This is a genomic window from Ruegeria sp. AM1 (assembly GCF_056540745.1).
Genome location: NZ_JBQFXH010000014.1, coordinates 1 through 20,472, shown reverse-complemented (window position 1 = coordinate 20,472; position 20,472 = coordinate 1). Strand labels below are relative to the sequence as shown.

19 protein-coding genes and 1 pseudogene are annotated in these 20,472 nt (G+C 54.0%); 7 read left to right on the top strand and 13 right to left on the bottom strand.

All coding sequences use genetic code 11. The features are described from left to right. Positions 1–531: 531 nt before the first annotated feature. Positions 532–1,338 carry a LytTR family DNA-binding domain-containing protein gene (locus ACR0I7_RS18135; protein WP_480513524.1) on the bottom strand — a complete coding sequence of 269 codons (807 nt, stop codon included), beginning with the start codon at positions 1,336–1,338 and terminating at the stop codon, positions 532–534. 330 nt (positions 1,339–1,668) lie between these two features. Here ACR0I7_RS18135 and ACR0I7_RS18130 point away from each other — a divergent pair, with 330 nt between their 5' ends. From ACR0I7_RS18130 to ACR0I7_RS18120, 3 genes are all read left to right on the top strand, one after another. Continuing rightward, entirely contained in the window at positions 1,669–2,901 is a 1,233-nt protein-coding gene (locus tag ACR0I7_RS18130; RefSeq protein ID WP_480513523.1) for a Hint domain-containing protein, read from the top strand. Positions 2,902–3,549: 648 nt separating this feature from the next. Continuing rightward, on the top strand, positions 3,550–4,158 hold the full coding sequence (locus ACR0I7_RS18125; RefSeq protein ID WP_480513521.1) for a DUF6778 family protein: 609 nt from the start codon (positions 3,550–3,552) through the stop codon (positions 4,156–4,158). A gap of 111 nt (positions 4,159–4,269) precedes the next feature. Then, positions 4,270–4,896, top strand: a complete 627-nt coding sequence (locus ACR0I7_RS18120; protein WP_480513519.1) for a hypothetical protein — start codon at positions 4,270–4,272, stop codon at positions 4,894–4,896. A gap of 110 nt (positions 4,897–5,006) precedes the next feature. Here ACR0I7_RS18120 and tnpB read toward each other — a convergent pair. The 4 genes and pseudogenes from tnpB to ACR0I7_RS18100 all read right to left on the bottom strand — a co-directional run bounded on the left by tnpB (position 5,007) and on the right by ACR0I7_RS18100 (position 7,713). Further along, a pseudogene (tnpB, locus tag ACR0I7_RS18115) lies at positions 5,007–5,290 on the bottom strand (IS66 family insertion sequence element accessory protein TnpB). Between the two features lie 528 nt (positions 5,291–5,818). Then, positions 5,819–6,802, bottom strand: a complete 984-nt coding sequence (locus ACR0I7_RS18110; RefSeq protein ID WP_480513517.1) for an NADPH:quinone reductase — start codon at positions 6,800–6,802, stop codon at positions 5,819–5,821. Positions 6,803–6,871: 69 nt separating this feature from the next. Next, positions 6,872–7,267 carry a YybH family protein gene (locus tag ACR0I7_RS18105; protein ID WP_480513515.1) on the bottom strand — a complete coding sequence of 132 codons (396 nt, stop codon included), beginning with the start codon at positions 7,265–7,267 and terminating at the stop codon, positions 6,872–6,874. Between the two features lie 29 nt (positions 7,268–7,296). Then, positions 7,297–7,713 (bottom strand): YybH family protein, encoded by a 417-nt coding sequence (locus tag ACR0I7_RS18100; RefSeq protein ID WP_480513513.1) that lies wholly within the window; start codon positions 7,711–7,713, stop codon positions 7,297–7,299. Between the two features lie 136 nt (positions 7,714–7,849). Here ACR0I7_RS18100 and ACR0I7_RS18095 point away from each other — a divergent pair, with 136 nt between their 5' ends. Then, a complete protein-coding gene (locus ACR0I7_RS18095) occupies positions 7,850–8,182 on the top strand; it encodes a winged helix-turn-helix transcriptional regulator (RefSeq protein ID WP_480513511.1) in 333 nt (110 codons plus the stop codon). A gap of 50 nt (positions 8,183–8,232) precedes the next feature. Here ACR0I7_RS18095 and ACR0I7_RS18090 read toward each other — a convergent pair whose 3' ends face one another. Genes ACR0I7_RS18090 through ACR0I7_RS18080 form a run of 3 tightly spaced genes read right to left on the bottom strand, consistent with a single transcriptional unit; the run spans position 8,233 to position 10,366 of the window. Then, the gene (locus tag ACR0I7_RS18090) at positions 8,233–8,865 is read right to left on the bottom strand and encodes a hypothetical protein (protein ID WP_480513510.1); all 633 of its coding nucleotides are present in this window, start codon (positions 8,863–8,865) and stop codon (positions 8,233–8,235) included. Between the two features lie 2 nt (positions 8,866–8,867). After that, a complete protein-coding gene (locus ACR0I7_RS18085) occupies positions 8,868–9,761 on the bottom strand; it encodes an SDR family oxidoreductase (RefSeq protein WP_480513509.1) in 894 nt (297 codons plus the stop codon). A gap of 26 nt (positions 9,762–9,787) precedes the next feature. Beyond that, a complete protein-coding gene (locus tag ACR0I7_RS18080) occupies positions 9,788–10,366 on the bottom strand; it encodes a redoxin domain-containing protein (protein WP_480513508.1) in 579 nt (192 codons plus the stop codon). Positions 10,367–10,469: 103 nt separating this feature from the next. Between ACR0I7_RS18080 and ACR0I7_RS18075 the strand changes: the two genes are divergently transcribed. Together ACR0I7_RS18075 and ACR0I7_RS18070 are read left to right on the top strand one after the other, a co-directional pair. Beyond that, on the top strand, positions 10,470–11,339 hold the full coding sequence (locus tag ACR0I7_RS18075) for a LysR family transcriptional regulator (RefSeq protein WP_480513506.1): 870 nt from the start codon (positions 10,470–10,472) through the stop codon (positions 11,337–11,339). A 210-nt stretch (positions 11,340–11,549) separates the two neighbouring features. After that, positions 11,550–12,920, top strand: a complete 1,371-nt coding sequence (locus ACR0I7_RS18070) for a tryptophanase (protein WP_480513504.1) — start codon at positions 11,550–11,552, stop codon at positions 12,918–12,920. A 508-nt stretch (positions 12,921–13,428) separates the two neighbouring features. Here the strand turns inward: ACR0I7_RS18070 and ACR0I7_RS18065 are convergent. The 5 genes from ACR0I7_RS18065 to ACR0I7_RS18045 all read right to left on the bottom strand — a co-directional run bounded on the left by ACR0I7_RS18065 (position 13,429) and on the right by ACR0I7_RS18045 (position 19,181). Beyond that, positions 13,429–14,856 carry a beta-glucosidase gene (locus ACR0I7_RS18065; protein WP_480513503.1) on the bottom strand — a complete coding sequence of 476 codons (1,428 nt, stop codon included), beginning with the start codon at positions 14,854–14,856 and terminating at the stop codon, positions 13,429–13,431. A 95-nt stretch (positions 14,857–14,951) separates the two neighbouring features. Next, positions 14,952–16,082 carry an ABC transporter ATP-binding protein gene (locus ACR0I7_RS18060; protein WP_480513502.1) on the bottom strand — a complete coding sequence of 377 codons (1,131 nt, stop codon included), beginning with the start codon at positions 16,080–16,082 and terminating at the stop codon, positions 14,952–14,954. Continuing rightward, positions 16,079–16,984: a carbohydrate ABC transporter permease gene (locus tag ACR0I7_RS18055; RefSeq protein ID WP_480513500.1), complete on the bottom strand. Its 906-nt coding sequence runs from the start codon at positions 16,982–16,984 to the stop codon at positions 16,079–16,081. The genes ACR0I7_RS18060 and ACR0I7_RS18055 overlap by 4 nt, the downstream gene beginning before the upstream one ends. Further along, positions 16,977–17,831, bottom strand: a complete 855-nt coding sequence (locus ACR0I7_RS18050; RefSeq protein WP_480513499.1) for a carbohydrate ABC transporter permease — start codon at positions 17,829–17,831, stop codon at positions 16,977–16,979. Before ACR0I7_RS18050 ends, ACR0I7_RS18055 begins: the two co-directional genes overlap by 8 nt. A 111-nt stretch (positions 17,832–17,942) precedes the next feature. Further along, the gene (locus ACR0I7_RS18045) at positions 17,943–19,181 is read right to left on the bottom strand and encodes an ABC transporter substrate-binding protein (protein WP_480513497.1); all 1,239 of its coding nucleotides are present in this window, start codon (positions 19,179–19,181) and stop codon (positions 17,943–17,945) included. Between the two features lie 101 nt (positions 19,182–19,282). On the opposite strand from ACR0I7_RS18045, the gene ACR0I7_RS18040 reads away from it, so the two are divergent. Further along, on the top strand, positions 19,283–20,326 hold the full coding sequence (locus tag ACR0I7_RS18040; protein WP_480513495.1) for a LacI family DNA-binding transcriptional regulator: 1,044 nt from the start codon (positions 19,283–19,285) through the stop codon (positions 20,324–20,326). The last annotated feature ends 146 nt before the right edge of the window (positions 20,327–20,472 follow it).

Sequence of the window (20,472 nt, the reverse complement as noted above, 5' to 3'; positions counted from 1 at the left end):
CCCGCGTCTCACTCATTGCCTGGCGAAATTTTGCTGGGCCCGGCAAGAGTGGCCGCTCTTTAGGCCGCGCCGCCGAGCTCAAGATGATCCGCGCGCGGCAAAATCTGTGCTACGTGCGTGCAGCGAGTATTTCGAATTCACAGATTGGGCTCTCCTGGCCGCTTCGCCAAGGTCTGCACCAAGGGCCGGTCTGATATGGATCGACTGTCGCTGCACGCGGCATGAACCGGTAAGGCGCGGGACGAAGCGCACTTTAGCTGTGGCTGCGCAAATGGCCGCTATCGGTTCTCGATCAAGCAACGTAAACACCTCGGTAGCCGCTAATCCATCACTCTGGTTTTTTTGCGCTGGCATGGCAGGCTGATCAGAGCATAGGCGAACCCTCTAGTAATCTCGATGAATAAGTGGTCGCAGTTATCGACACCAAAGTGCCTCTAGCCTTTCGAGCCCGACATTGAATGCCGTAGCTGCGTTCGAAGAGCTGCAGGAAACCGCACCAAACGCCTTTGTATTTGTCGTCTCTTGCGGCGATCAACGGTCAGCGTCGACCAACGATGTCTTATAAGCCTCCGACAGTAACCCGGTCGATCTGAGTTCACCTCTGTGAGATCGGCTGACGGGCACAATTGCTCCATCTTTGGTATGCAGTTTTATTTTGCTGCCAGAACGTTCAATTTCATCAATGCCCGAGAAAGCCACCCAATGTGATCGGTGGACCTGAAGACCGGCCACGCTATCCAGTTCACTTAGAGCATCAGAAAACCGCATGTAAATCATCTGCTTTCCCATTTTTGTAACAACCTCGACATAGTGATCCTTGATCTCGAGCCGAATAATGTCAGTTCCGATGGTCGGGTTGAGACGTTCAAAGAAAGCAGGCATTTTGGGATTTGCTTGCTCCAACTGATCCTCGACATCCTTTTGCAATGCGAGCAGGCAAACTTGCGTTCCAATAACGATGGGCGCTACCCAGGCAAAGTAAAGCCAGAATGGAACGTCTCCTTCGAAGATCGGTAGGAACTGATCCTGCAGAAAGAGCAACGCTGGATAGATAACGGAAAAGATCGTGGCTCCCACGAGTTCCCGAACCCTGATCCTGAGCGTTTGCAGCCAGAACCACTCACGCGACCCGTAGATCAGAACAACCGTCAGAAAATATGCGGCAAAGCAATTAAAGAACCAGTAGGCCGCATCAATGTAGAACGGATACCTGTCAAAGGTGAATGGCTGCGCAAAGGTCATTGCCAAAGCGATCGTTGTGGTTGCAGCAATCGCCGGTTTGTTCGTCATCCAAGATTTGAACTGCGTCGGCAGAAGCGATTTCAGTGATGTCCTCAAGCGGCGTTGCTCCTGATGGCCTATGGATCGGCGCTTAGTCGGTACTCAACAATAATGCACATCAAACAGCGTACTTTTTAAGTGTGCAAGATACAGGAGCCACTCACGTAAAATCCATGCCGCTTCACGTAAATCGGCTTGTTCTGGCTGATATTGCTCGGATTTTCAGAAGTCCAACACACGAATTCCCTCGGAAATTTTCCAGCGTGATCGGACAAATTGCATGACTAAAACGACGTTCATACCTGAAACACCGCCGACAAACGGAGCCGACTCATTTAGGTCACCCGCTCGTTTGCACAGCCCGCTGCGCGCCAGAGGTCTGGTCTGATGGTCGCCCAGGCATTCAACATTCTTTACCTCGGACGTTTCGAAGAGATGGATACGTTCGAAGGAGACATCGATAACGAGAACGATAATCCGCTCAACCTGACAACCGGCGTTAACCTGCTGAACACCACCTATGACAGCTCGAACATGAGCCTGGTCAATGTCACGCTCGACGACATCGACAATGATGGCCTGGTCGAAGACAACGATCAAGGGAACACGGCTGAAGAGTTACGGTACAGCCTCGATGGCACGACAACCACCACCACCACGTTGGATGCAACCACTCTTTTCTTCAGTGCCACGATCACGCTGGGGGATGGCACAGTCTTCAATAATGTACCTGTGTTTCTGCTGCAGGCTGAGAATGGCGACGTGTTTATCCACGATCTTGCAGGCAACAATCCGAACCTGGCGGGCGCAAACATTCAAAGCGTTACTCTGGGCGGAGGTTTTTCGGACGGTCGGACCAATACCAGTTTTGCAATCACCGAGAGCTATGGGGGCGTTGTCTGTTTTGCTGCGGGCACCTTGATCCGGACTTCTGAGGGTGAACGGCCTATTGAACGCATCCAAAAGGGTGACCTCGTCGAAACTGTCGATCACGGCCCGCAAATTGTCCGATGGATCGGTTCCAGCCGCAAGGCAGCGCAGGGCAAATCCGCGCCTATAAGGATACCAGCGGGCACATTTGGTCAGGGTACGCCCAAAAGACCCCTTTTCGTCTCCCCCCAACATCGCATTCTTATTCGATCCGAAGTGGCCCGGCGCATGTTTGGATGCGCGGAGATCCTGCTTCCAGCCAAGAAACTGGTCGGGTTAGCCGGCATTGAGGAGGTGACTGACGGAGATGCCATCAACTACTACCATGTGCTGTTTGATCATCACGAACTGATCGAGGCAGAGGGAGCGGTGGCAGAATCGTTGTTGCCCGGACCCATGGCACTGCGCGCTATGAACACTTTCGCCCGGTTGGAATTGCTTCAGATCCTGGGACCAGAGGGAGCGGACCGATACACACCCGCGCGCTATGTGCCCGAGGGCAGACGCGCGAAGGCATTTGTTGCCAGGCTCAAAAAGAACAACAAGAACCTCGCTCAGGTCAAAGACCCTTCCCTGTCAAAGGCGATGACAGCCATCTCTCCTAACGTAGCTAGCGCCCAATTCGCGCAGCAAAGGAGCAAATCCAAGGGGATCAACATCCCACTCCCCTGGTCCGCGCGAGATCTTTAAACCGATCCCTTCGGTCTCGCGCGGCTTTTTCTCTGACCCTCCTTGGCCGTCGTTGACGTTAACCAGTCACCCAATGTTCGTCCAACAACCACTTTGCGAGTAACAAATGCCCTGCCACCCAGCGCGCTTAGCGGATCTACAACCGAGTTCCGTAGAACATAACCTCTTCCCCCACCACCGCGGATGGACACGTTTCGATCCCCGGATCGTTCCCTGCCTGTTCGCAGATACGGAGGTGGCAACCCGTCAGGATTTCTCAAGGGTCCAGTCCCTGAAACCCGGCGATCAGCTTCTTGCAGATGACGGCAGTTTTCTGTTTGTAAGGCGCGTCGTTGCCACCGCATGCCGCAATGGGATCTGTTTTCAACCTCGCAAGATCGCATCACCATATTCGCCCAATGCAGCCGGGTGCTGGGTGTCCCCAGCCTGCCAACAGGGCATCGAGGTCGACGCGCTCAGTGTTGGATTGACCGCAAAAATCGCGCGGCATCTGCAAGGTGAATGGCTCTCATACTACGCGATCGTCACAGACCGGGCCGCAAGGGTACTGATCGATGGCGTCGGGGTTTCTGTCAGCGTGTCTGCGAGTGCACCAACGGCGCGCCACCCCTGGCCCAACCCCGCTAAATCAAAAGACTTGTGAAAATTATGAAACTGCAAATTGTATTCCTCACCTTACTTGCCGCATTTGGCGTTTCGGGCTGTACCCGAACATGGGAGACAGATTATGGAGAGCCATTGTCAGAGGATGTCAGCCAGAACTGGCGGGTTTCCACGATCTCCGTCAACGTACCCGACGAACTGAAGGTCTCAAACGCTAATTCATTTGCCCCTGAAGCTGACATCGTTTGGCTTGGCGAACCGATCGGTGATCGGAAAGCACAGGTGGCCGCGCTGTTCGAGACAGGCATCAGCCGGGCCGTTCGATCGCTGCACGGCAGCCAACAGGTAGAGCTGGTCGTAACTGTCGAAGAGTTCCACGCAATCACGCCACGCGCCGTAGCCTTCGCGCCATCAGCTGTTCACAACATCCGCTACACACTTGAGGTACTCGACACCAATACCCGCATGCAAATTGCCGGGCCTACACATATTGAGGCCGCCCTTCCGGCACTCGTGGGAGCGGTGGCTTATGAAGCCGCAGCCAACGGTCAGACACAGAAAGTAAGGATCACTTCGCATCTTGAGAAGGTGACGGCGGGCTGGCTTGGCATCGGGCCCGACATTCGCCGAACCTTCCAATCCGTTGGCCGATAACTGTGGGCCCCGATGTGCCCTGCCGGGAGAACCATCGAAGGCGACAATCAGGCGGGATGCAGTGGAGTTTGAAGGGATTTACATCAATCACTTGTTTGGCGTGGTGACCGAATGAAAAGCATCATAACCTTTCTGAAAAGCCTCAAACTGGAAAGCCCGGTTGCATCGGTACAGGGCGTGAGTCCGGACGTCACAGAACTGATCAATGTCGGTCTGCCAGGCGATCTCTGCATCGCAAGTCACAAAGGCGAACGGTTTCTGGATGAACTGAAACCGGGCGATGAAGTGATGACGCCGGATCAGGGCTATGCTCATGTTGAATCCGTGACGAAGCTCAAACCTACACCCGACGTCAGACGAAAACATATCGTCATACCCAAATCACTCTTTGGCAACTACGCCGATGTGCGGTGTGGGCCCGATCAGCTGATCTGGCGGCAAAATCTAGCCAGTACGGAAACTGCTCACGAGGCCCCAAAGGAAATCTTTACGGCAAAGGAATTGCACGAGATGATTGGCCTGCGCTCATTCAATGTCCATGCTGGCGAACTGTTTCTGATCGGGCTTGATCGTCAGACCGTTTTCTTTGGAAATGGTCTCGCGCTGGTGTCCCACAATGCACGCTTAGAGAAATCTGCTGCAGTTCAAGACGTTCGTCGATTAGTAAAGGCTTCCAAGAGTGTATTCAAAAGCCGTTTCAATCACTCTGACTACATAGGCCCAATAGTCCCAAGTTAGGAGCTTGTTTAGTCAACTGCAAAGCTGACGTTAGTCCCCTGTGCAGTATCCGGCAGAATGGGCTCGTTTTTTGCCATTCGCCGCAGCGCAAAAGAACGACTGCTTTTGTGTCATACAGCGACGGGATTTCTAACATGCCGAGGTACAACTCGTTGCCAATCAAGCCCTTCGAACAGTGCTTCAAATTGTGATCTTTTGATAGTGATGACACCATCACTCATTCTTTGCCAAACAAAACCGGTCCCTTCGATCCTTGTGTAGATCATGACGAGGCCGGTGCCGCCCCAAACAATGATTTTCATCCGATCAGCCCATTTGGAAGGAAGACAAAGATGACGCTGCCTAAAGGGTTCAGATCAAATTCATTCAGTACGATTGCCGCCAATCCATCCATACCTCTGCGAAAGTCGACAGGCGTGGATGCCAGGTACAGTTTGAAGTTCTCTGACGGCGAAATCTTGATAGAGCTTGGATGACTTGAATCAAGTCAGATACTGGATAAATGGTTGGCGGGTATATCTCCAGCTGCTCGCTTCGCAGAACGATCTCAGAATGTACTAGCGGTCCACACGTTTCGTCCTCAACAATGATCTCTGAGAAGGCCCTTTCGTCACGTATTTCGGCTTTTTGGCCTCCTGCACTCCGAACGTCCGAGCGCCATTTATAGATTAGTGACTGCGAGACACTGCAGGCATTCATTACTTCGCGAACAGACAGTCCGCCGTTTTCTAGTCCTGAGTTAATGAACCTTTTGACGCTAGGTGGTCAGACACGTCTTCCGCCTATATGAACTTCGATGGTGATTTGGCGCGGTATCGATATCGTTCTAATACTCTTCGCTGGGATGACCCTGCTTGCGATCTGCCCTGAGCAACGCTGACTTTTGTTGATGAAATTTAGTTTTAAGCGCTGCAATCGTAGCTCACGCAAGCGTCACGACCACGTTGCCGATGGTGTGTTTGTCATCGACGGCCACATGGGCTTGGGCGATGTGCTGCAGCGGGAACGTACCATGAATGGGTGCGTTGATCTTCCCATCTTCTAGCATTTGCGTCAGTTCGGAGATGGCGTGGTCTAACGTTTCACAGGGGAGCATGAAGACGATGAAGAAGCCAAATCTCATTTGTTGAATGACTGCGCCGACCATCGGGAACTCTGCCGTGAATGCATCCGAACCGTAGACTGCAACAAAACCACCATTTTTTACTATACCCGGCAACAGCGGCGCATTTGCCCCAAGATTGACCTCTACAATGTGATCGACACCAGTCCCATCGGTGATGTCGGCGATCCGTTCTAAAAGCTCTTCCTCCCGATAGTTTATCACATGATCGGCCCCTGCATTTTGTGCGGCCTCAGCTTTTTCGGGTGAACTCACAGTCGCGATCACCGTCGCGCCCTTTTGTTTTGCGATTTGTATGGCGTAATTGCCGACAGCACCGGCACCGCCCTGCACCAGCAGGGTCTTGCCGGAGACAGGGCCATCCATTGTGACCGCATGATAAGCGGTCAGAAAAGGCACGCCAAAGGTTGCACCTGCCTCAAATGAAACCGTATCTTGAAGCGGTACCGCATTTTCCGCAGATGTCACGGCATACTCCGCCGCAGTGCCATCCGTTCCACCCCATTGCACCGCATGCAGCCAGACCCTTTGGCCAACCTTCTCTTTCGGAACACCCTCGCCAACAGCTTCGATTACACCGGCGCCATCATGATGGGGAAGCACGTGTGACCACTCTCCCTGGATCGGGAAGATGCCTGCCCGTGCCTTGGTGTCGGTTGGATTAACGCCTGAGGCATGGACCCGGACGAGAACCTGCCCTGGCCCTGGTTCAGGTTTGTCCCATTCTACAATTTCCAGCACGTCCTGTGCGGTGCCTGTTTTGCGATAGATAGCGGCTTTCATTTCGATGTCCTTTTTTGAGTATGGATTGAAGCCATGGTTCAATCGCGTGTCAGGTTCTTGTCGGGGTAATTACTGGCGATCCGGCTTTGGAACACTGACCGGACAGTCGATGAAGTAAGTCCATCCGCCATGATCGAGACGCTTCACAACCTCGGTCGAGGTGCCGCCGCCAAGCGTGTTGCCGTTTTGATCTTCAACCGTCCACGCGCCCTGCAGGATTCCGGTGTCACCGTTAATCATTTCGCCAGAGACGGTGCCTTTCAGATTGACCCGGTTGGTCACGAAATCCCTGAAAATCTCGCGGACCCCGGCATGGCCCTCCATCGGGATGCCGTCCGGGTCCATCGCGATCCGGCACTCTGGGTGAAACATCGAGACGACGCCTTCCATATCCCCTTCTTTTATAAATTCTGCGACGCGTTCGACAATCTGGTGTGGGCGCTCTGCTATCTTGCGTGTGGTCATTTGATTATTCCGGAGGTGTTGAATGGAGTTCAGGCGAAGGATGCGGGCGTGACGTCCGGCGGTGTGTTGTCTATGTCAAAAAGCAACTTCCACTCACCGGCGTCATTGCGGCGATAGGCAAGCAGCACGCGACCCGTCAGGTTCGCGTCTGCAGGCGGGGTGACACCCGCTGGCGGCTCGAAATAGTAAATGCCGGCCAGCAGCGCCATGGATCCCTCTACGAAGGCCGCCTCTTCTTTGTATTGGAGCGTTCCCTCAACCTGCTGAAATGCTTGTTCATACCAAGGTCTGATCTCAGCCACGCCCCGCATCAGCGGGGCTGCCGCATTGGCATAAATGCTCTCGGGATCGTAGAGCGCAAACAACGCATTGCTGTCCTTGGCATTAAACGCTTTGAGCCAGGCAGACAGGTTCGCGCGTACCTTCTCCAATTCAGTATTGTCCATTCTTTGTTTCCTCTTGCAGTTCCAGCCTCGATCAGGCGAGTTCTGCACCTGAGATAGCTTCTCTTGTTTTAGCTATCTACATGCAGTTTTGTGTGCTACTTACAAAGATGTAATTAAGTGCGGTGTGAGGCTCGAAATGGCATTTGAATTTGATCTCGATCTATCCGTCGAAGAGTGTCCGGTAGAGGTTGCCGTCGCCATGATCGGCGGCAAGTGGAAACCCGTGTTGCTGTTTCATCTGATGATGGGGGCCAAACGCTATTCGGAGCTGCAACGCTTGGTGCCACGCGCCTCAGATCGGATGCTCACTCGATCACTGCGGGAATTGGAACAGAACGGCCTTGTCCATCGGGAGGTCTTCGCCGAAGTTCCCGTGCGTGTTGAGTATTCTCTTACGAGAGATGGCGAGACGCTTTATCCGATCCTTGCGGAGATGAGCCGCTGGGGGACGAACCGGCAAAACCGTTGAGCCGGGGGTGTTATAAACGCAAGTCTCAAATCCTGCGCCTTGCGATATGCTCAACCTTCGAGTGTTGTCCTAAACGCTTGTACAAATTTATCCGGGTCATAGATCGACGTAATTGCCCCGCGGGTTTGTCCGGAATCATCCCAGATAATTGATGTCGGATAAGAGCTGACACCCAGATCACACGCGTGTTTATAGGACTTTGCCACGGTCGGGTGGTCTTCGGTCGCTGCAACAATGTCTGCTGTGTTGAGGTGCGGCAAATTCAACCGTTCGCATAAATCATCATAGGTTGCTGCGATGTTCAGATCTCGCCCATGCATAAAATGCGCGACCAGGAGTGCTTCGGCAAACTGCAACACGTTTTGGGGCGAGGCGAGAGACTTCATTTCGAGTACGGCCAAACTGGGCGGGGCGGAAATACTCAGCGGCGAGGGTTGCATGCGCATCATGTCAAAGAACGCCTCTCCGACCGTTTGCCCGGTGACGGCTGTCATCCTCGGAGCAGCGCCGGAGATATAGTCCAACATGTCGCGGTAAGGCCCAACCCGATCCCCCTTAATCAGACCTGCCGGCACAACGTCAATCTCGACTTCGGGATGCACATCTACAAATTTCAGTAGAGCCGGGACAAAGCCGTAGCACCAGCCGCAAAGCGGGTCATAGACATAAGACAGCTTTGCCATATTCAACCTACAGATTTTGGCCAGCTGGCGATATGCGCTGCGGCTGGGGTCAGTTTGACGTCGAACAGGGTTTCAAGGGCGTCTGTGTCAATCACAAGGTCGTCCGACCCCATTGAAGCCATCGCAGAGTAGCTGTCATTCAGTGCAAAGGCAGCCCCGGGGCTGTTGAGCACATCAGCAATGCGGTTCCCAAACGCCTCAGGTGTCGTCGGCGCAAAGGTCAGATCGTTTCTGACCCAAGCGCCCAGGGCCTCGGCCAGCTCCGGTCCTGTCAAAGCGCCCGGCGAGCCGATGTCAAATGACTGACCCGCCAGATCCGGGCGGGCAAGGGCCGCAACCGCGATCCGTGCCTGATCGAGATGTGACGTCCATTGCACGCGTGTTGCCTGTGGGAGCGGTGGGTAGTCCACCAGTCCTTCGCTGCGCATCCGCGGAAGGAAGAACGGTGGCAACAGGTTTTCCAGGTAGATGGCCGGTTTCAGGGCGACGGTCGGGATGCCAGAGGCAAGCACAGCTTCCAGTCCCTGCGTCGCGGCGTCGATGATCACGGAGGATGGATAGCGCTCACCCACTGGACCGCTGGTAGAATACACCAGAAGCGGCAGCTTCACACGATGCGCAGCGCACATAAATGCGCCCATCCAGGTGGTAACGTCATCGGGGCTACCAGGCATGGGTAAGTGCAGGAAGGCCGCGTCGACACCTTCCAGACCGGCCGCAATGGCTTCTTCGTCATTCAGGTCTGCAGCGCAGGCTTTGGCCTGCGGGTGCATGGCGCTGATCTTGTCGGCATTCCGCGCGACAGCATGAACCCTCATGCCTTTGGCCAGAGCCTCTGTCACCACAGGCGCGCCTTGGGCACCGGTTGCGCCGAATACTGCAACGGTGAATGTCATTCTGTGTTCCTTTCTTTGAAACGGGATCAGGACGCGCGCGCCTTCATCCAGGCATCGAAGGCGGCATAGGCCGCAGGGTAACCTGCTTTCAGAAATTCCGGGTCGACGGTCGGGCCGTTAAAACTGATCTCTTCGTTGCCCTCGCGTGCTGCCGTGAAGGCCGCCCAGATCACGTCTGGTGTCGGGCGTCCAAGCGCGCCGAAGCCGTTGGTCTCTTGCGGGTCAATGGCCCATCGCACCATCACCTTGCCGGTCTGATCCAGTATCACGACACCGGGCTGCGCCATGCCGTTCGGGTATTCACCGGGCATCTCCTTAAGGGAGACCGCGATGTCAAAGCGGTGCGCCAGGGTGTTTTCGATATCAGACACAACCTTGTAATCCAGGCCCCATTCCAAGGCCGCAAGATCGACACCACCTTGAGATTGGGACGTCACGCCGAACAGCTCACCCCCAATCGCTCGAATATCTTTCAGGAAACTGCCATTCAATTCTCGAATTTGGCCTTCGCAAAACGGGCACCACTTCCCCCGATAGAAAATCAGCGCCGTATATGGGCGCGAGGTGATTTCTGTGTCCAACCATTCACCAATCATTGTGCTCATGTACCGTCCTCCAAGCTTTGACGACCAGAACATAGGCTTATGGGTTGATGTACAAAAGATCACACATTATGCATATGGCGGTGAAAAATTGTACAGATGGCTGATGAACACCTGGGCCGAGATTCGCACTGCCTTTTATGTGGCTGAACTCAAAACCATAAGCGCCGCCGCCGAGGCGCTTGGTTTGCATCGCGCGACCGTGGTTCGCCAAATTGAAGCGTTAGAACGGGACCTTGGCGCAAAGATTTTTCACCGCCATAGCCGGGGCTATGAGCCGACTGAAGTTGGACGTGACCTGTTGAATGTCGCCCGCGCAACCCAGGATCAGTTCAATCAATTGGCAGCGCGGGCGCGTCATGCATCCGGGGACCTCTCCGGAGATTTCATCGTGACGTCGCACGAACATGTCGCCGGTCTCTTGATGCCCGCACTTGTCCGGTTCCAGTTGGAAAATCCGAACCTCCATGTGCAATATCTTGCCAGCGCCGAGGTCCTGAAGCTGGAATATGGCGCGGCCCATGTCGCGATGCGCAGTGGTCCCGAACCCTCGGACCCAGACAACGTAGTACGGCCGTTTATGGACCTGAAGTTTGGGTTATACGCACACTCGCAATACCTCGACGCTTTTGGATGCCCGAACGACGAAAATAGCTTTGCCGATCACAAGGTCGTACGGTGGGATACACGCGGCATGGGCATGCCGTTTTCGCGCTGGTTCGCGCAATTTGTGCCAGAGAAAAGCATCGTTTTGTCATCCCGTGACCTCAGCGTCACCGAGAAAGCTGTATCCAACGGTATGGGCATTGGCTTTGTTGCGGAATTGGGCACACGCCCTGTGGAGAATCTGCGCCGCGTGCTGCCAAACGCTGACGATTGGAAAATCCCTCTTTGGCTGGTCACACATATCGATTTGCATCGTTCTGCGAAAATCCAGGCCTTCCTTGCGGTTCTTAAACAGACGATGAAAGGGTAGCCAGTGAAAGGCCATAGAAGAACGACCCGATGCTTCACCCATCCGCCGATGTTTCATCAATGCGCAATTGACAGCCTCGCTTAATCGGATAGCTTCGCTCATGCAACAGATTGGGCGCTGAGCGCGGTCCGGCACGGGCAACCGCGGCGCTTCGGCCCTTTCGTGTAAGTGTTGCCACGATGTATTGGGGCCGTATTCAGGAGCCCTGAGATGTATACTATCTTCGAACCTTTTCGCATCAAATCTGTCGAACCAATTCGCGTCACGACACCGGACGAACGCCGGGCGTTGATTGAAGATGCCAGTTACAACCTGTTCGCCCTCCGCTCTGACGATGTTCTGATTGACCTTCTGACCGATAGCGGCACCGGCGCTATGAGTGCCGCACAGTGGTCTGCTGTCATGCGCGGCGATGAAAGCTACGCCGGATCACCGTCTTTCTACCGGTTTCACGATGCGGTCCGTGAACTCATGCCGTTCAAACATATTATACCAACCCATCAGGGTCGGGCGGCGGAGGCCATCCTGTTTTCGATATATGGTGGTGAAGGGCGCAGCATTCCTAACAACACGCATTTTGATACCACGCGCGGCAATATCGAAGCATCTGGCGCCGCTGGTCATGACCTTGTGATTGCAGAAGGACAGGACCCGCAGAGCTTGCATCCCTTTAAAGGCAATATGGATCTGGACCGTCTTGAAGCCTACCTGCAGGAACACAACGATAGTGTTTCCTGCGTCATGATCACGATCACCAACAATGCCGGGGGAGGACAACCTGTCAGTCTCGCCAATATCAAGGCAACCGCAGCGCTTGCCCGCAAATACAACAAGCCTTTCATCATTGACGGGTGCCGCTTTGCGGAAAACGCTTGGTTCATCAAGCAACGCGAAGAGGGACAGGAATCTCGATCCATCCCAGACATCGTGCGCGATTGTTTTTCGGAGGCGGATGGCATGACGATGAGTGCTAAGAAAGATGCTTTTGGAAACATCGGTGGGTGGCTTGCTCTGAATGATGACGGGTTGGCTGAACAAGCGCGCAATCACCTGATCCGGACAGAGGGTTTTCCCACCTACGGAGGCTTATCAGGACGCGATCTGGACGCACTGGCTCAGGGTCTTTCAGAAATCGTGGATGAGGATTACCTACGGTACCGCATCCGCACGAATGAATACATCATTGAGCGTCTTGATGCCTTGGGTGTACCGGTCGTCAAACCTGCAGGAGGGCATGCTGTATTCATCGACGCCCGTTCCTGGCTACCGAACATATCGCCGCTGCAGTATCCCGGACAGGCTTTGGCGGTTGCGTTGTATGAACTTGGCGGTATTCGCGGATGTGAGATCGGAACGGTTATGTTTGGGGCACACCCTGACGGCACCGAGGCACCCGCCGCAATGGATCTTGTGCGCCTTGCTATCCCGCGGCGAACTTACACACAAAGCCACGCAGATTACTTGATCGAAGTTTTTGAGGAGCTTGCGACAATTAAAGATGGTCTGAGCGGTTTTCGCATTACGCAACAACCGGCGTTGATGCGCCACTTTACATGCAGGTTTGAAAGACTGTCTGCTTAACTCGTCGGAAAACGGGCTCTGGAAAAACTTTGGCGGGCATCACTGATTTGCCCGTCTCTATCAAAAATGGTGGTTTTCTGAATCCAGAGATCCCCATAACTGCCATTCTACACAGTCTTGATGTTTGATCTGGTTTCGAACGTCAGCGATGAAGTTCCGAGCAAGTTCTGTATTTCGATGCGCGGGATCAACCTAAAAACAGTCTCGATATTGCTTAAACCTAGTGGTTGAGCAGCTACAAAAGCTGGCAGAGCCATAGTCGAAGCATTTCGTCGCTGCGTCGCAGCCCGTCGAACCAGACATTCGCGTCGACCGTGAGACTTGGTAGGTGATGAATTAACGTTCTGCGGGGAAATCAAACTGTTGAAATACAAACTGAAAACATCACTGGTCTTTGAAGCATCGTCAGAAGTCAAATAAACAGAGAACCGGCGCTGCCCCATTTCATCTTTGAACCCCTCGTGTCAGAGGGGTTGGCTATCGCTCCCAACAATACCAAAAGTGGGCTCTATTTCATTTCGCTATGGTGTTGCGCAAGACAAGAATACCAGTCGCCGCTTTTCTTTATTGTTCGTTCCTGAGAGACGTAGTCTACAAAAACCAGACCAAAGCGCATGCGATAGCCTTCGGCCCACTCAAAATTGTCCATCAAAGACCAGGCGAAATAGCCTTTGAGTGGGATACCTTCATCTGAAGTATCCGCAAGCATGTTGAGATGTGCTGAAATGTAGTCCAAGCGATCATTATCGTCGACTTGGCCATCGGCATCAGGCTCGACGTTGTAGCATGCTCCATTCTCGGTGATATACACCGGCGGTAAATCATAGCGTTCGTAGACCTGCAGCAACAGATCTCTGATCCCGCGGGGCTCAATTTCCCAGCCGATATCTGTGCGAACGTTGCTTGTTGAACTGGGCACCGATTGAAGGTTGAGGAATACAGCGGCTTCGTCCTGATCGGCTTGGAATTTGCCCATCGCACCAACACCTGTAAGCCCACCACGCTCGTCAACTGAGTTTGCAGCCCTGACGGTCGCCGGGAAGTAATAGTTGAAACCCCACCAATCGAGCGGTTTCTGGATTGTGAGAAGATCGCCTTCTTGTATTTTCAGTTTCTCGCCGAGGGACTCCATCACCAGTTCGGGGTACTGACCTTTGAAGAGCGGATCGAAGAAGACACCGTTGTTGAACTGGAAAGAGCGTTCTGCGGCGGCCTTGTCTTCCTCGGAAGAGCTTGCCGGGTAAATCGATTGGGCATTAAGGACCGTACCCATCGGAATATCCGCCCGTTCTGCCCGTGCGGCCTGAACGCCCAGACCATGGGCAAGGTTGGTCACATGAACCGCTGCCAGTGCGGCGTCGATACTGCGTTCGCCCGGGGCGTGTTTGCCGATCCAATGGCCAAGAAAGGTAGAGCACCAGGGTTCGTTGAACGTCGCTAACGCGTCGATCCGGTCGCCCAGCCGCCGAACGACCGCGCTGGTATATTCGGCGAATGCCTGCGCTGTGTCGCGGTCCGTCCAACCGCCGTAGCCAGCCAAAGCCAGCGGAAGATCCCAGTGATAAAGGGTCGGAAATACTTCGATGTCGCGCGCGACCAGACCGTCGATGAGCCTGTCATAAAAATCGAGACCCGCCGCGTTCACCTCTCCGCGGCCATTTGGAAATATACGGGGCCAGGCGATTGAGAAGCGATACGCTTTCACCCCCATGGACTGGATCAGATCAAGGTCCTCTTCCCACCTGCGATAATGGTCACAGGCTATGTCGCCGTTGTGGCCCTGATACACCCGGCCGGGCATGTTGGAAAACGCATCCCAGATACTTGGACCGCGCCCATCCTCACGCGTTGCGCCTTCGATCTGATAGGACGCCGTTGCCACGCCCCAAAGAAAATCTTTCCCAAAACGCGCCGCCAGTGTCTTCGGATCAGACATGGATTGGGCACTAAATGAACCTGGCGCCGTCGTTTGGTTTGCCGCGTCTGGAACAACCGAAGTTGCTAGGTCTGTTTTATTCATCAGGGTTGCTCCTAAAGCCGCACTTCGGTGTTGCGATCAAAAAGGTTCAGGGTGTCGGCGCTAAAGCCGATCTCCATTTGAGAGCCCGTTGTGATCTTGATCTGCCCATCGATCCGAACGCGGAACCGATGACCTGCAAAAGACGTCCAGACCAGCGTATCCGCCCCCATAGGCTCGACAATTTCAGCCGTCACGGTGGTTGTGGCAGCAGCCCGTGCGAAGTCACCTCCGAACATGATATGCTCCGGGCGAACTCCGACGATGACGTCCTGATCGCCTTGATTGGCGTCACGGAAAGCGTAGGAACTGAGGTCCATGTTCAAACCGCCAACGGTCAGCGTGTCGCCAGTGATTGTACCGTCCAGGAAGTTCATAGCAGGCGCCCCGACGAACTCGGCAACATACTTGTTTTCGGGACAGTTATACACATCATCAGGCGAGCCGAGCTGCATAATCCGGCCATCCTTCATGATCGCAATACGATCGGCAAGTGTCATGGCCTCGACCTGATCGTGGGTCACGTAGATCATAGTGTTGCCAAGCTTTTGATGCAGTACCTTGATTTCAACTCGTAGGTCTGCACGCAGCTTGGCATCAAGGTTCGAAAGAGGCTCATCAAAGAGGAACACATCAACATCGCGCACCAGCGCGCGCCCGATTGCGACCCGTTGCCTTTGACCACCAGACAGTGCGGCGGGTCGACGTTTGAGAAGTGGTTCGATCTGAAGCAGCTTCGCCGCCTTGGCGATGCGTTCATTGATCTCGCCTCGAGGGACGCCGGCATTCTTCAGGCCAAAACTGAGGTTTCCTTCAACCGTCATCTGGGGGTAAAGCGCGTAGCTTTGGAAAACCATGCCGATGCCCCTTTCCGAGGGCTCGGCCCATGTGACGTTCTTGCCGTTGATGAAGATCTGCCCGTCCGAAAGATCGAGAAGCCCGGCGATACACCCCAAAAGGGTGGACTTGCCGCAACCTGACGATCCCAATAGAACCAGAAACTCTCCGGGTGCGATCTCCAGGTTCAGGCCCTTGAGGACATCGACGCTGCCGAAGCTCAGATCCAAATCGCGAATTGAGACAGAGGGCTCTTGAGTAGTCATAGTGATGCCCTCAGCCAGATTGAGTTTGATTTCATCTTTCATCCTTTGACCGCTCCGGCTGCGATACCGCGCACGAACAGCTTGCCTGACACAAAGTAGATGGTCAGCGGTACGATCCCGGTCAGCAGGGTCGCGGCCATATTGACGTTGTATTCCTTCACACCCTGCACCGCATTTACGATGTTGTTGAGCTGGACGGTCATCGGGTAATTCTCTGGTCTTGTGTAGATCACACCGAACAGGAAATCGTTCCAGATACCGGTGATCTGCAGGATCAGGGCAACCATGAAGATCGGCAGGGACATGGGCACCAGCACCCGCAGGAAAATGCCCCAAAACCCTGCGCCATCGACACGGGCCGCCTTAAACAGCTCCTCTGGAAGGGATGAGAAGTAGTTGCGGAACAACAGCGTCAGGATCGGCATGCCGAACACCGTGTGAACCAGAACAAGCCCCCAGAGTGACCCAAAAAGACCGATCTCGCGCAGCACGATAACAAGGGGATAAATCATCACTTGATAGGGTATGAAGGCCCCAAAAATCAGGATGGTAAAAAACACTTCGGACCCTTTGAATTTCCAGTTGGCCATGGCGTAGCCGGACACCGAAGCAACCGCTATGGACATGATGATCGAGGGGATCAGGATGCGAACCGAGTTCCAGAACCCGCGCGACAGACCCTCGCAATTCAGCCCCGTACATGCGGTGAATGCCGCCTTGTGCCAGGCGTCAAACGTGATCTCGACCGGTGGGGCAAAGATGTTGCCCATGCGGATTTCGGGCATGCCCTTCAGCGAGGTCACAGCCATAATGTAAAGCGGCAGTGCATAGTAGGCGAGGATCACAGCAAGGGATGACCACAGGATCACATTCCCCTTCGAAACAACGCGCCGGGGTTTCGGGCCGCGGGCAGCTGTGTCCGTCATGTATCCGGCGTCAGACATGCTTCTTCTTCCCAAATTCAAGATAGGCCCACGGGATCAGGATGACGGCGACAGACAACAGCATCATCGTAGATGCGGCAAAGCCCTGACCCAGGTTCTGATTGCCGAACATCATATCGATCACGTATTTTGCCGGCACCTCGGAAGAAATTCCGGGCCCGCCATTTGTCTGAGCCTTTACAAGGTCGTAGACCTTTATGATGCCCGAGGCGATCAATACCAGCGCGGTCACAAAAACCGGACGCATCATGGGGATAATGATGAAAACATACGTCCGCCATTTCGGGATCCCATCAACGCGCGCGGCTTTCCAGATTTCTTCATCGATCCCGCGTAGCCCGGCCAGCATCACCACCATGATAAAGCCGGACCCTTGCCAGATCGCCGCGATCAGCAAGCCATAAATGACGATCTGGGCGTCGAACAAAGGATTGAACTCAAAACTTGTCCATCCCAGGTTTCGCACGATCTTTTGCAGACCGAAATCGGGATTCAACAACCATTGCCAGATCAGCCCGGTGACCACAAAGGACAATGCGAACGGATAAAGAATGATGGTGCGAATGGTGTTTTCGAACCGAATTTTTTGGTCAAGAAGCGCCGCAAGCGTAAAGCCGATCACAAGGCTTAGGATCATCATGCAGAACCCAAAGATAAACAGGTTTTCAACGGCGATCTGCCATTTGGGCGTGTTCCACAAACGCTCGTACTGGTCGAGCCCTACCCATTTGCTGCTGGGCAGCATCCGGGATTTTGTGAAAGAGTAGTATACCGTCCAAAGCGTGCAGCCGACAAAAACGCAAAGGGCGACCGCAATCATCGGCAAGGCCGCAATTTTTGCGGTCATATTGCGAAACAGTGCATTTGGCCTTTGGGTGTGCATTCAGGTCATTCCGATACTAGGGGTCATGCCGTGGGTTCCCGGCATGACCACTGGATCAAACGTATCAAACGCTGATCAGTCAGCTTGCTCGATAAGTTGTGCCATACGCTCCTGCGCGTCGGCAATCGACAGGTCCTTATTGTTGAAGAACTCGATGAACAGGTCACGCATTTGCTGTTCAGTATCTGACGAGATCGCCTGTTCGGCCGAAGGCAGAACATTCCCAGCCGCCAGGATTTCGAGACCCTTCTTCATGCAATCATTGGCCGCGGCCAGATCGATGTCGCCTCGCACGGGCAGCGAGCCTTTCTTGAGGTTGAACGCAACCTGCGCCTCTTTCGAGAACATAGTCGAGGCGAGCTCTTTCTGAGCTGCGGTAACCGCCGGATCGTCATGTTTCGGGAAATAGAATGCATCCCCTCCGGTCGAGATTACTTCGTTCACACCCAGTCCAGGTAAACAGGTGTAGTCTTCGCCTGCAACTTTTTCGGCAATAGCGAACTCACCCTGCGCCCAGTCACCCATGATCTGCGCGCCAGCTTCACCATTGATGATCTTAGCAGTCGCAAGGTTCCAATCACCAACATTGCTGTTTGCACTCAGTTTGCGCGCGGTATCTGCTGCCTCAAACACTTTAACCATTGCATCACCACGCACGGCATCGGCATTTTTATTGGCATAGATTTCTCGCCATAAGTCTGGCCCACCAATCGCGACAAGCAAAACAGTGAATGCACCGCGAGCTTGCCAATCTTGTTGCCCAACGACCAACGGAACCTTCCCGGCGGCTTCGAGCGCTGGCGCAGACGCAACGAATTCGTTCCAATCGGCAGGCACATCTACACCCGCATCTGCAAACGCTTTGTTCGACAACCACATCCATTGCCAGGAATGAATATTGATCGGCACGCAATATACTTTTCCATCGTATGTGCAGCTCTCGAGCAGGGAAACTGGGTTGATCGTGTCGCTCCAACCTTCTGCCTCGGCGACGTCGGTGAGGTCCAGCATCAAGCCAGCCTCGACAAGCTCTTCGGCCTGACGGCCATGATTGAACTGAGTGGCATGCATTGGGTCGCCGCCAGTGATCCGGCTGATCATGACGGGCCTGGCTGTCGAGCCACCGCCCGCGATTGCGCCATCGACCCACTCATTGTCAGACTTGCTGCTGAACACATCCGCCAATGCGCCCACAGCGGCAGCCTCACCACCGGAGGTCCACCAGTGTGTCACTTCCAGTTTGACCCCCTCAGCCATGGCAGCGCTGCCACATAGCAAAGTCGAAGCCGCCAAAAAGTGTTTCACCTTATTCATCAGATCCTCCCAATCTAAAACGTTATAGATTTTCCTAAAACGTTTTAGGTTGTTTTGCAAGCGTCGTTTGGATATCTATGGTGAAGTAGGGTAGTTCAGGCGTGAACAAAGAATTGGTGGCTTTGAAAATGAACAAAAAAAACCAACGACCAACTTTGAAAACCATCTCTGATATCACCGGCTTGGCGGTTCCAACAGTTTCCCGCGCGTTAAGCGGAGCGCAAGATATCGGGGCCTCGACCCGAGCGCGGGTTCAGGAAGTTGCAAAGGAAATTGGCTACGTTCCGAATCGGGCGGGTGTGCGATTGAGGACTGGTCGTAGCTATGTTGTGTCGCTTGTTCTTTCAACAGAAGCAGATGTCATGAATCTGACGGCCAAGCTGATCAACTCAGTGGCAGCAGGTCTAAGAGGTACACGCTATAACCTTACGATTACGCCAGTTTTCCCCGATGAAGATCCGATGTCTCCAATCCGAAACATCGTCGAAACAAAAGCGGCTGACGCAATCATCCTGAACCAAACGCAGCCTGAAGATCCTCGGGTTCGATACCTGATGGAACAGAGCTTCCCCTTTGCCACACATGGGCGGACCGATTTCGCAAGCCAGCACGACTATTACGATTTTGACAACCGCGCTTTGGGACACATCGCGGTAAGCCGCCTGATCTCCAGAGGTAGAAAAAATATTGCGCTTCTGGCGCCGCCTCCGAACCAATTCTATGCAATGGAGCTGATCGCCGGAGCAAAGGCTCAGGCCGAAAAAGTCGGGGCAACCATACACATCGTCGAGGACGCGACAAGCGACTCCCCTACCGCCCAGATCGAAGAGGCCATGATGCCATTCTTGAATCAGAGAGGTATCGCAGCCGACGCGGTAATCTGCGCCTCTTCCGCAAGTTGCATGGCCTGCGTGTATGCAGCAGAACAGCAGAAGCTGTCAGTCGGCAAAGAACTCGATCTCTTTTCAAAAGAAGCGATTCCGTTCCTGTCCCGATTTCGGCCCGGTATTCTGACCCAATTCGAAGATGCCGGCGCGGCTGGAACCTTCTTGGCAAAAGCCGTTTTGCGCCGCATCGAAGCCCCAGATGAACCCTTGATGCAGCATCTTGAGGTCCCTCAAAATCTACCCGATGATCGTGCGTAAAAGCCACGCCATAGCTCTTGAAGAGCTCGAAACAGTTTGACCCAGCCCCTTGATCCGGGCCGTTTGGATGTAGAATCCGTTCCTGTTTCTTTCTCGTGTTTAGGTTGCGGTCAAGGCCTGCTGAGCGGAGCCGTTGCGTAGCTCAA

Coding starts and splice junctions, on each gene's coding strand:
- ACR0I7_RS18095 (WP_480513511.1), top strand. CDS start 7,850: ATGGCATTTGAATTTGATCTCGATCTATCCGTCGAAGAGTGTCCGGTA.
- ACR0I7_RS18065 (WP_480513503.1), bottom strand. CDS start 14,856: ATGTCTGATCCGAAGACACTGGCGGCGCGTTTTGGGAAAGATTTTCTT.
- ACR0I7_RS18100 (WP_480513513.1), bottom strand. CDS start 7,713: ATGGACAATACTGAATTGGAGAAGGTACGCGCGAACCTGTCTGCCTGG.
- ACR0I7_RS18055 (WP_480513500.1), bottom strand. CDS start 16,984: ATGTCTGACGCCGGATACATGACGGACACAGCTGCCCGCGGCCCGAAA.
- ACR0I7_RS18050 (WP_480513499.1), bottom strand. CDS start 17,831: ATGACCGCAAAAATTGCGGCCTTGCCGATGATTGCGGTCGCCCTTTGC.
- ACR0I7_RS18075 (WP_480513506.1), top strand. CDS start 10,470: ATGAACACCTGGGCCGAGATTCGCACTGCCTTTTATGTGGCTGAACTC.
- ACR0I7_RS18110 (WP_480513517.1), bottom strand. CDS start 6,802: ATGAAAGCCGCTATCTATCGCAAAACAGGCACCGCACAGGACGTGCTG.
- ACR0I7_RS18130 (WP_480513523.1), top strand. CDS start 1,669: ATGGTCGCCCAGGCATTCAACATTCTTTACCTCGGACGTTTCGAAGAG.
- ACR0I7_RS18080 (WP_480513508.1), bottom strand. CDS start 10,366: ATGAGCACAATGATTGGTGAATGGTTGGACACAGAAATCACCTCGCGC.
- ACR0I7_RS18070 (WP_480513504.1), top strand. CDS start 11,550: ATGTATACTATCTTCGAACCTTTTCGCATCAAATCTGTCGAACCAATT.
- ACR0I7_RS18120 (WP_480513519.1), top strand. CDS start 4,270: ATGAAAAGCATCATAACCTTTCTGAAAAGCCTCAAACTGGAAAGCCCG.
- ACR0I7_RS18105 (WP_480513515.1), bottom strand. CDS start 7,267: ATGACCACACGCAAGATAGCAGAGCGCCCACACCAGATTGTCGAACGC.
- ACR0I7_RS18090 (WP_480513510.1), bottom strand. CDS start 8,865: ATGGCAAAGCTGTCTTATGTCTATGACCCGCTTTGCGGCTGGTGCTAC.
- ACR0I7_RS18045 (WP_480513497.1), bottom strand. CDS start 19,181: ATGAATAAGGTGAAACACTTTTTGGCGGCTTCGACTTTGCTATGTGGC.
- ACR0I7_RS18060 (WP_480513502.1), bottom strand. CDS start 16,082: ATGAAAGATGAAATCAAACTCAATCTGGCTGAGGGCATCACTATGACT.
- ACR0I7_RS18125 (WP_480513521.1), top strand. CDS start 3,550: ATGAAACTGCAAATTGTATTCCTCACCTTACTTGCCGCATTTGGCGTT.
- ACR0I7_RS18085 (WP_480513509.1), bottom strand. CDS start 9,761: ATGACATTCACCGTTGCAGTATTCGGCGCAACCGGTGCCCAAGGCGCG.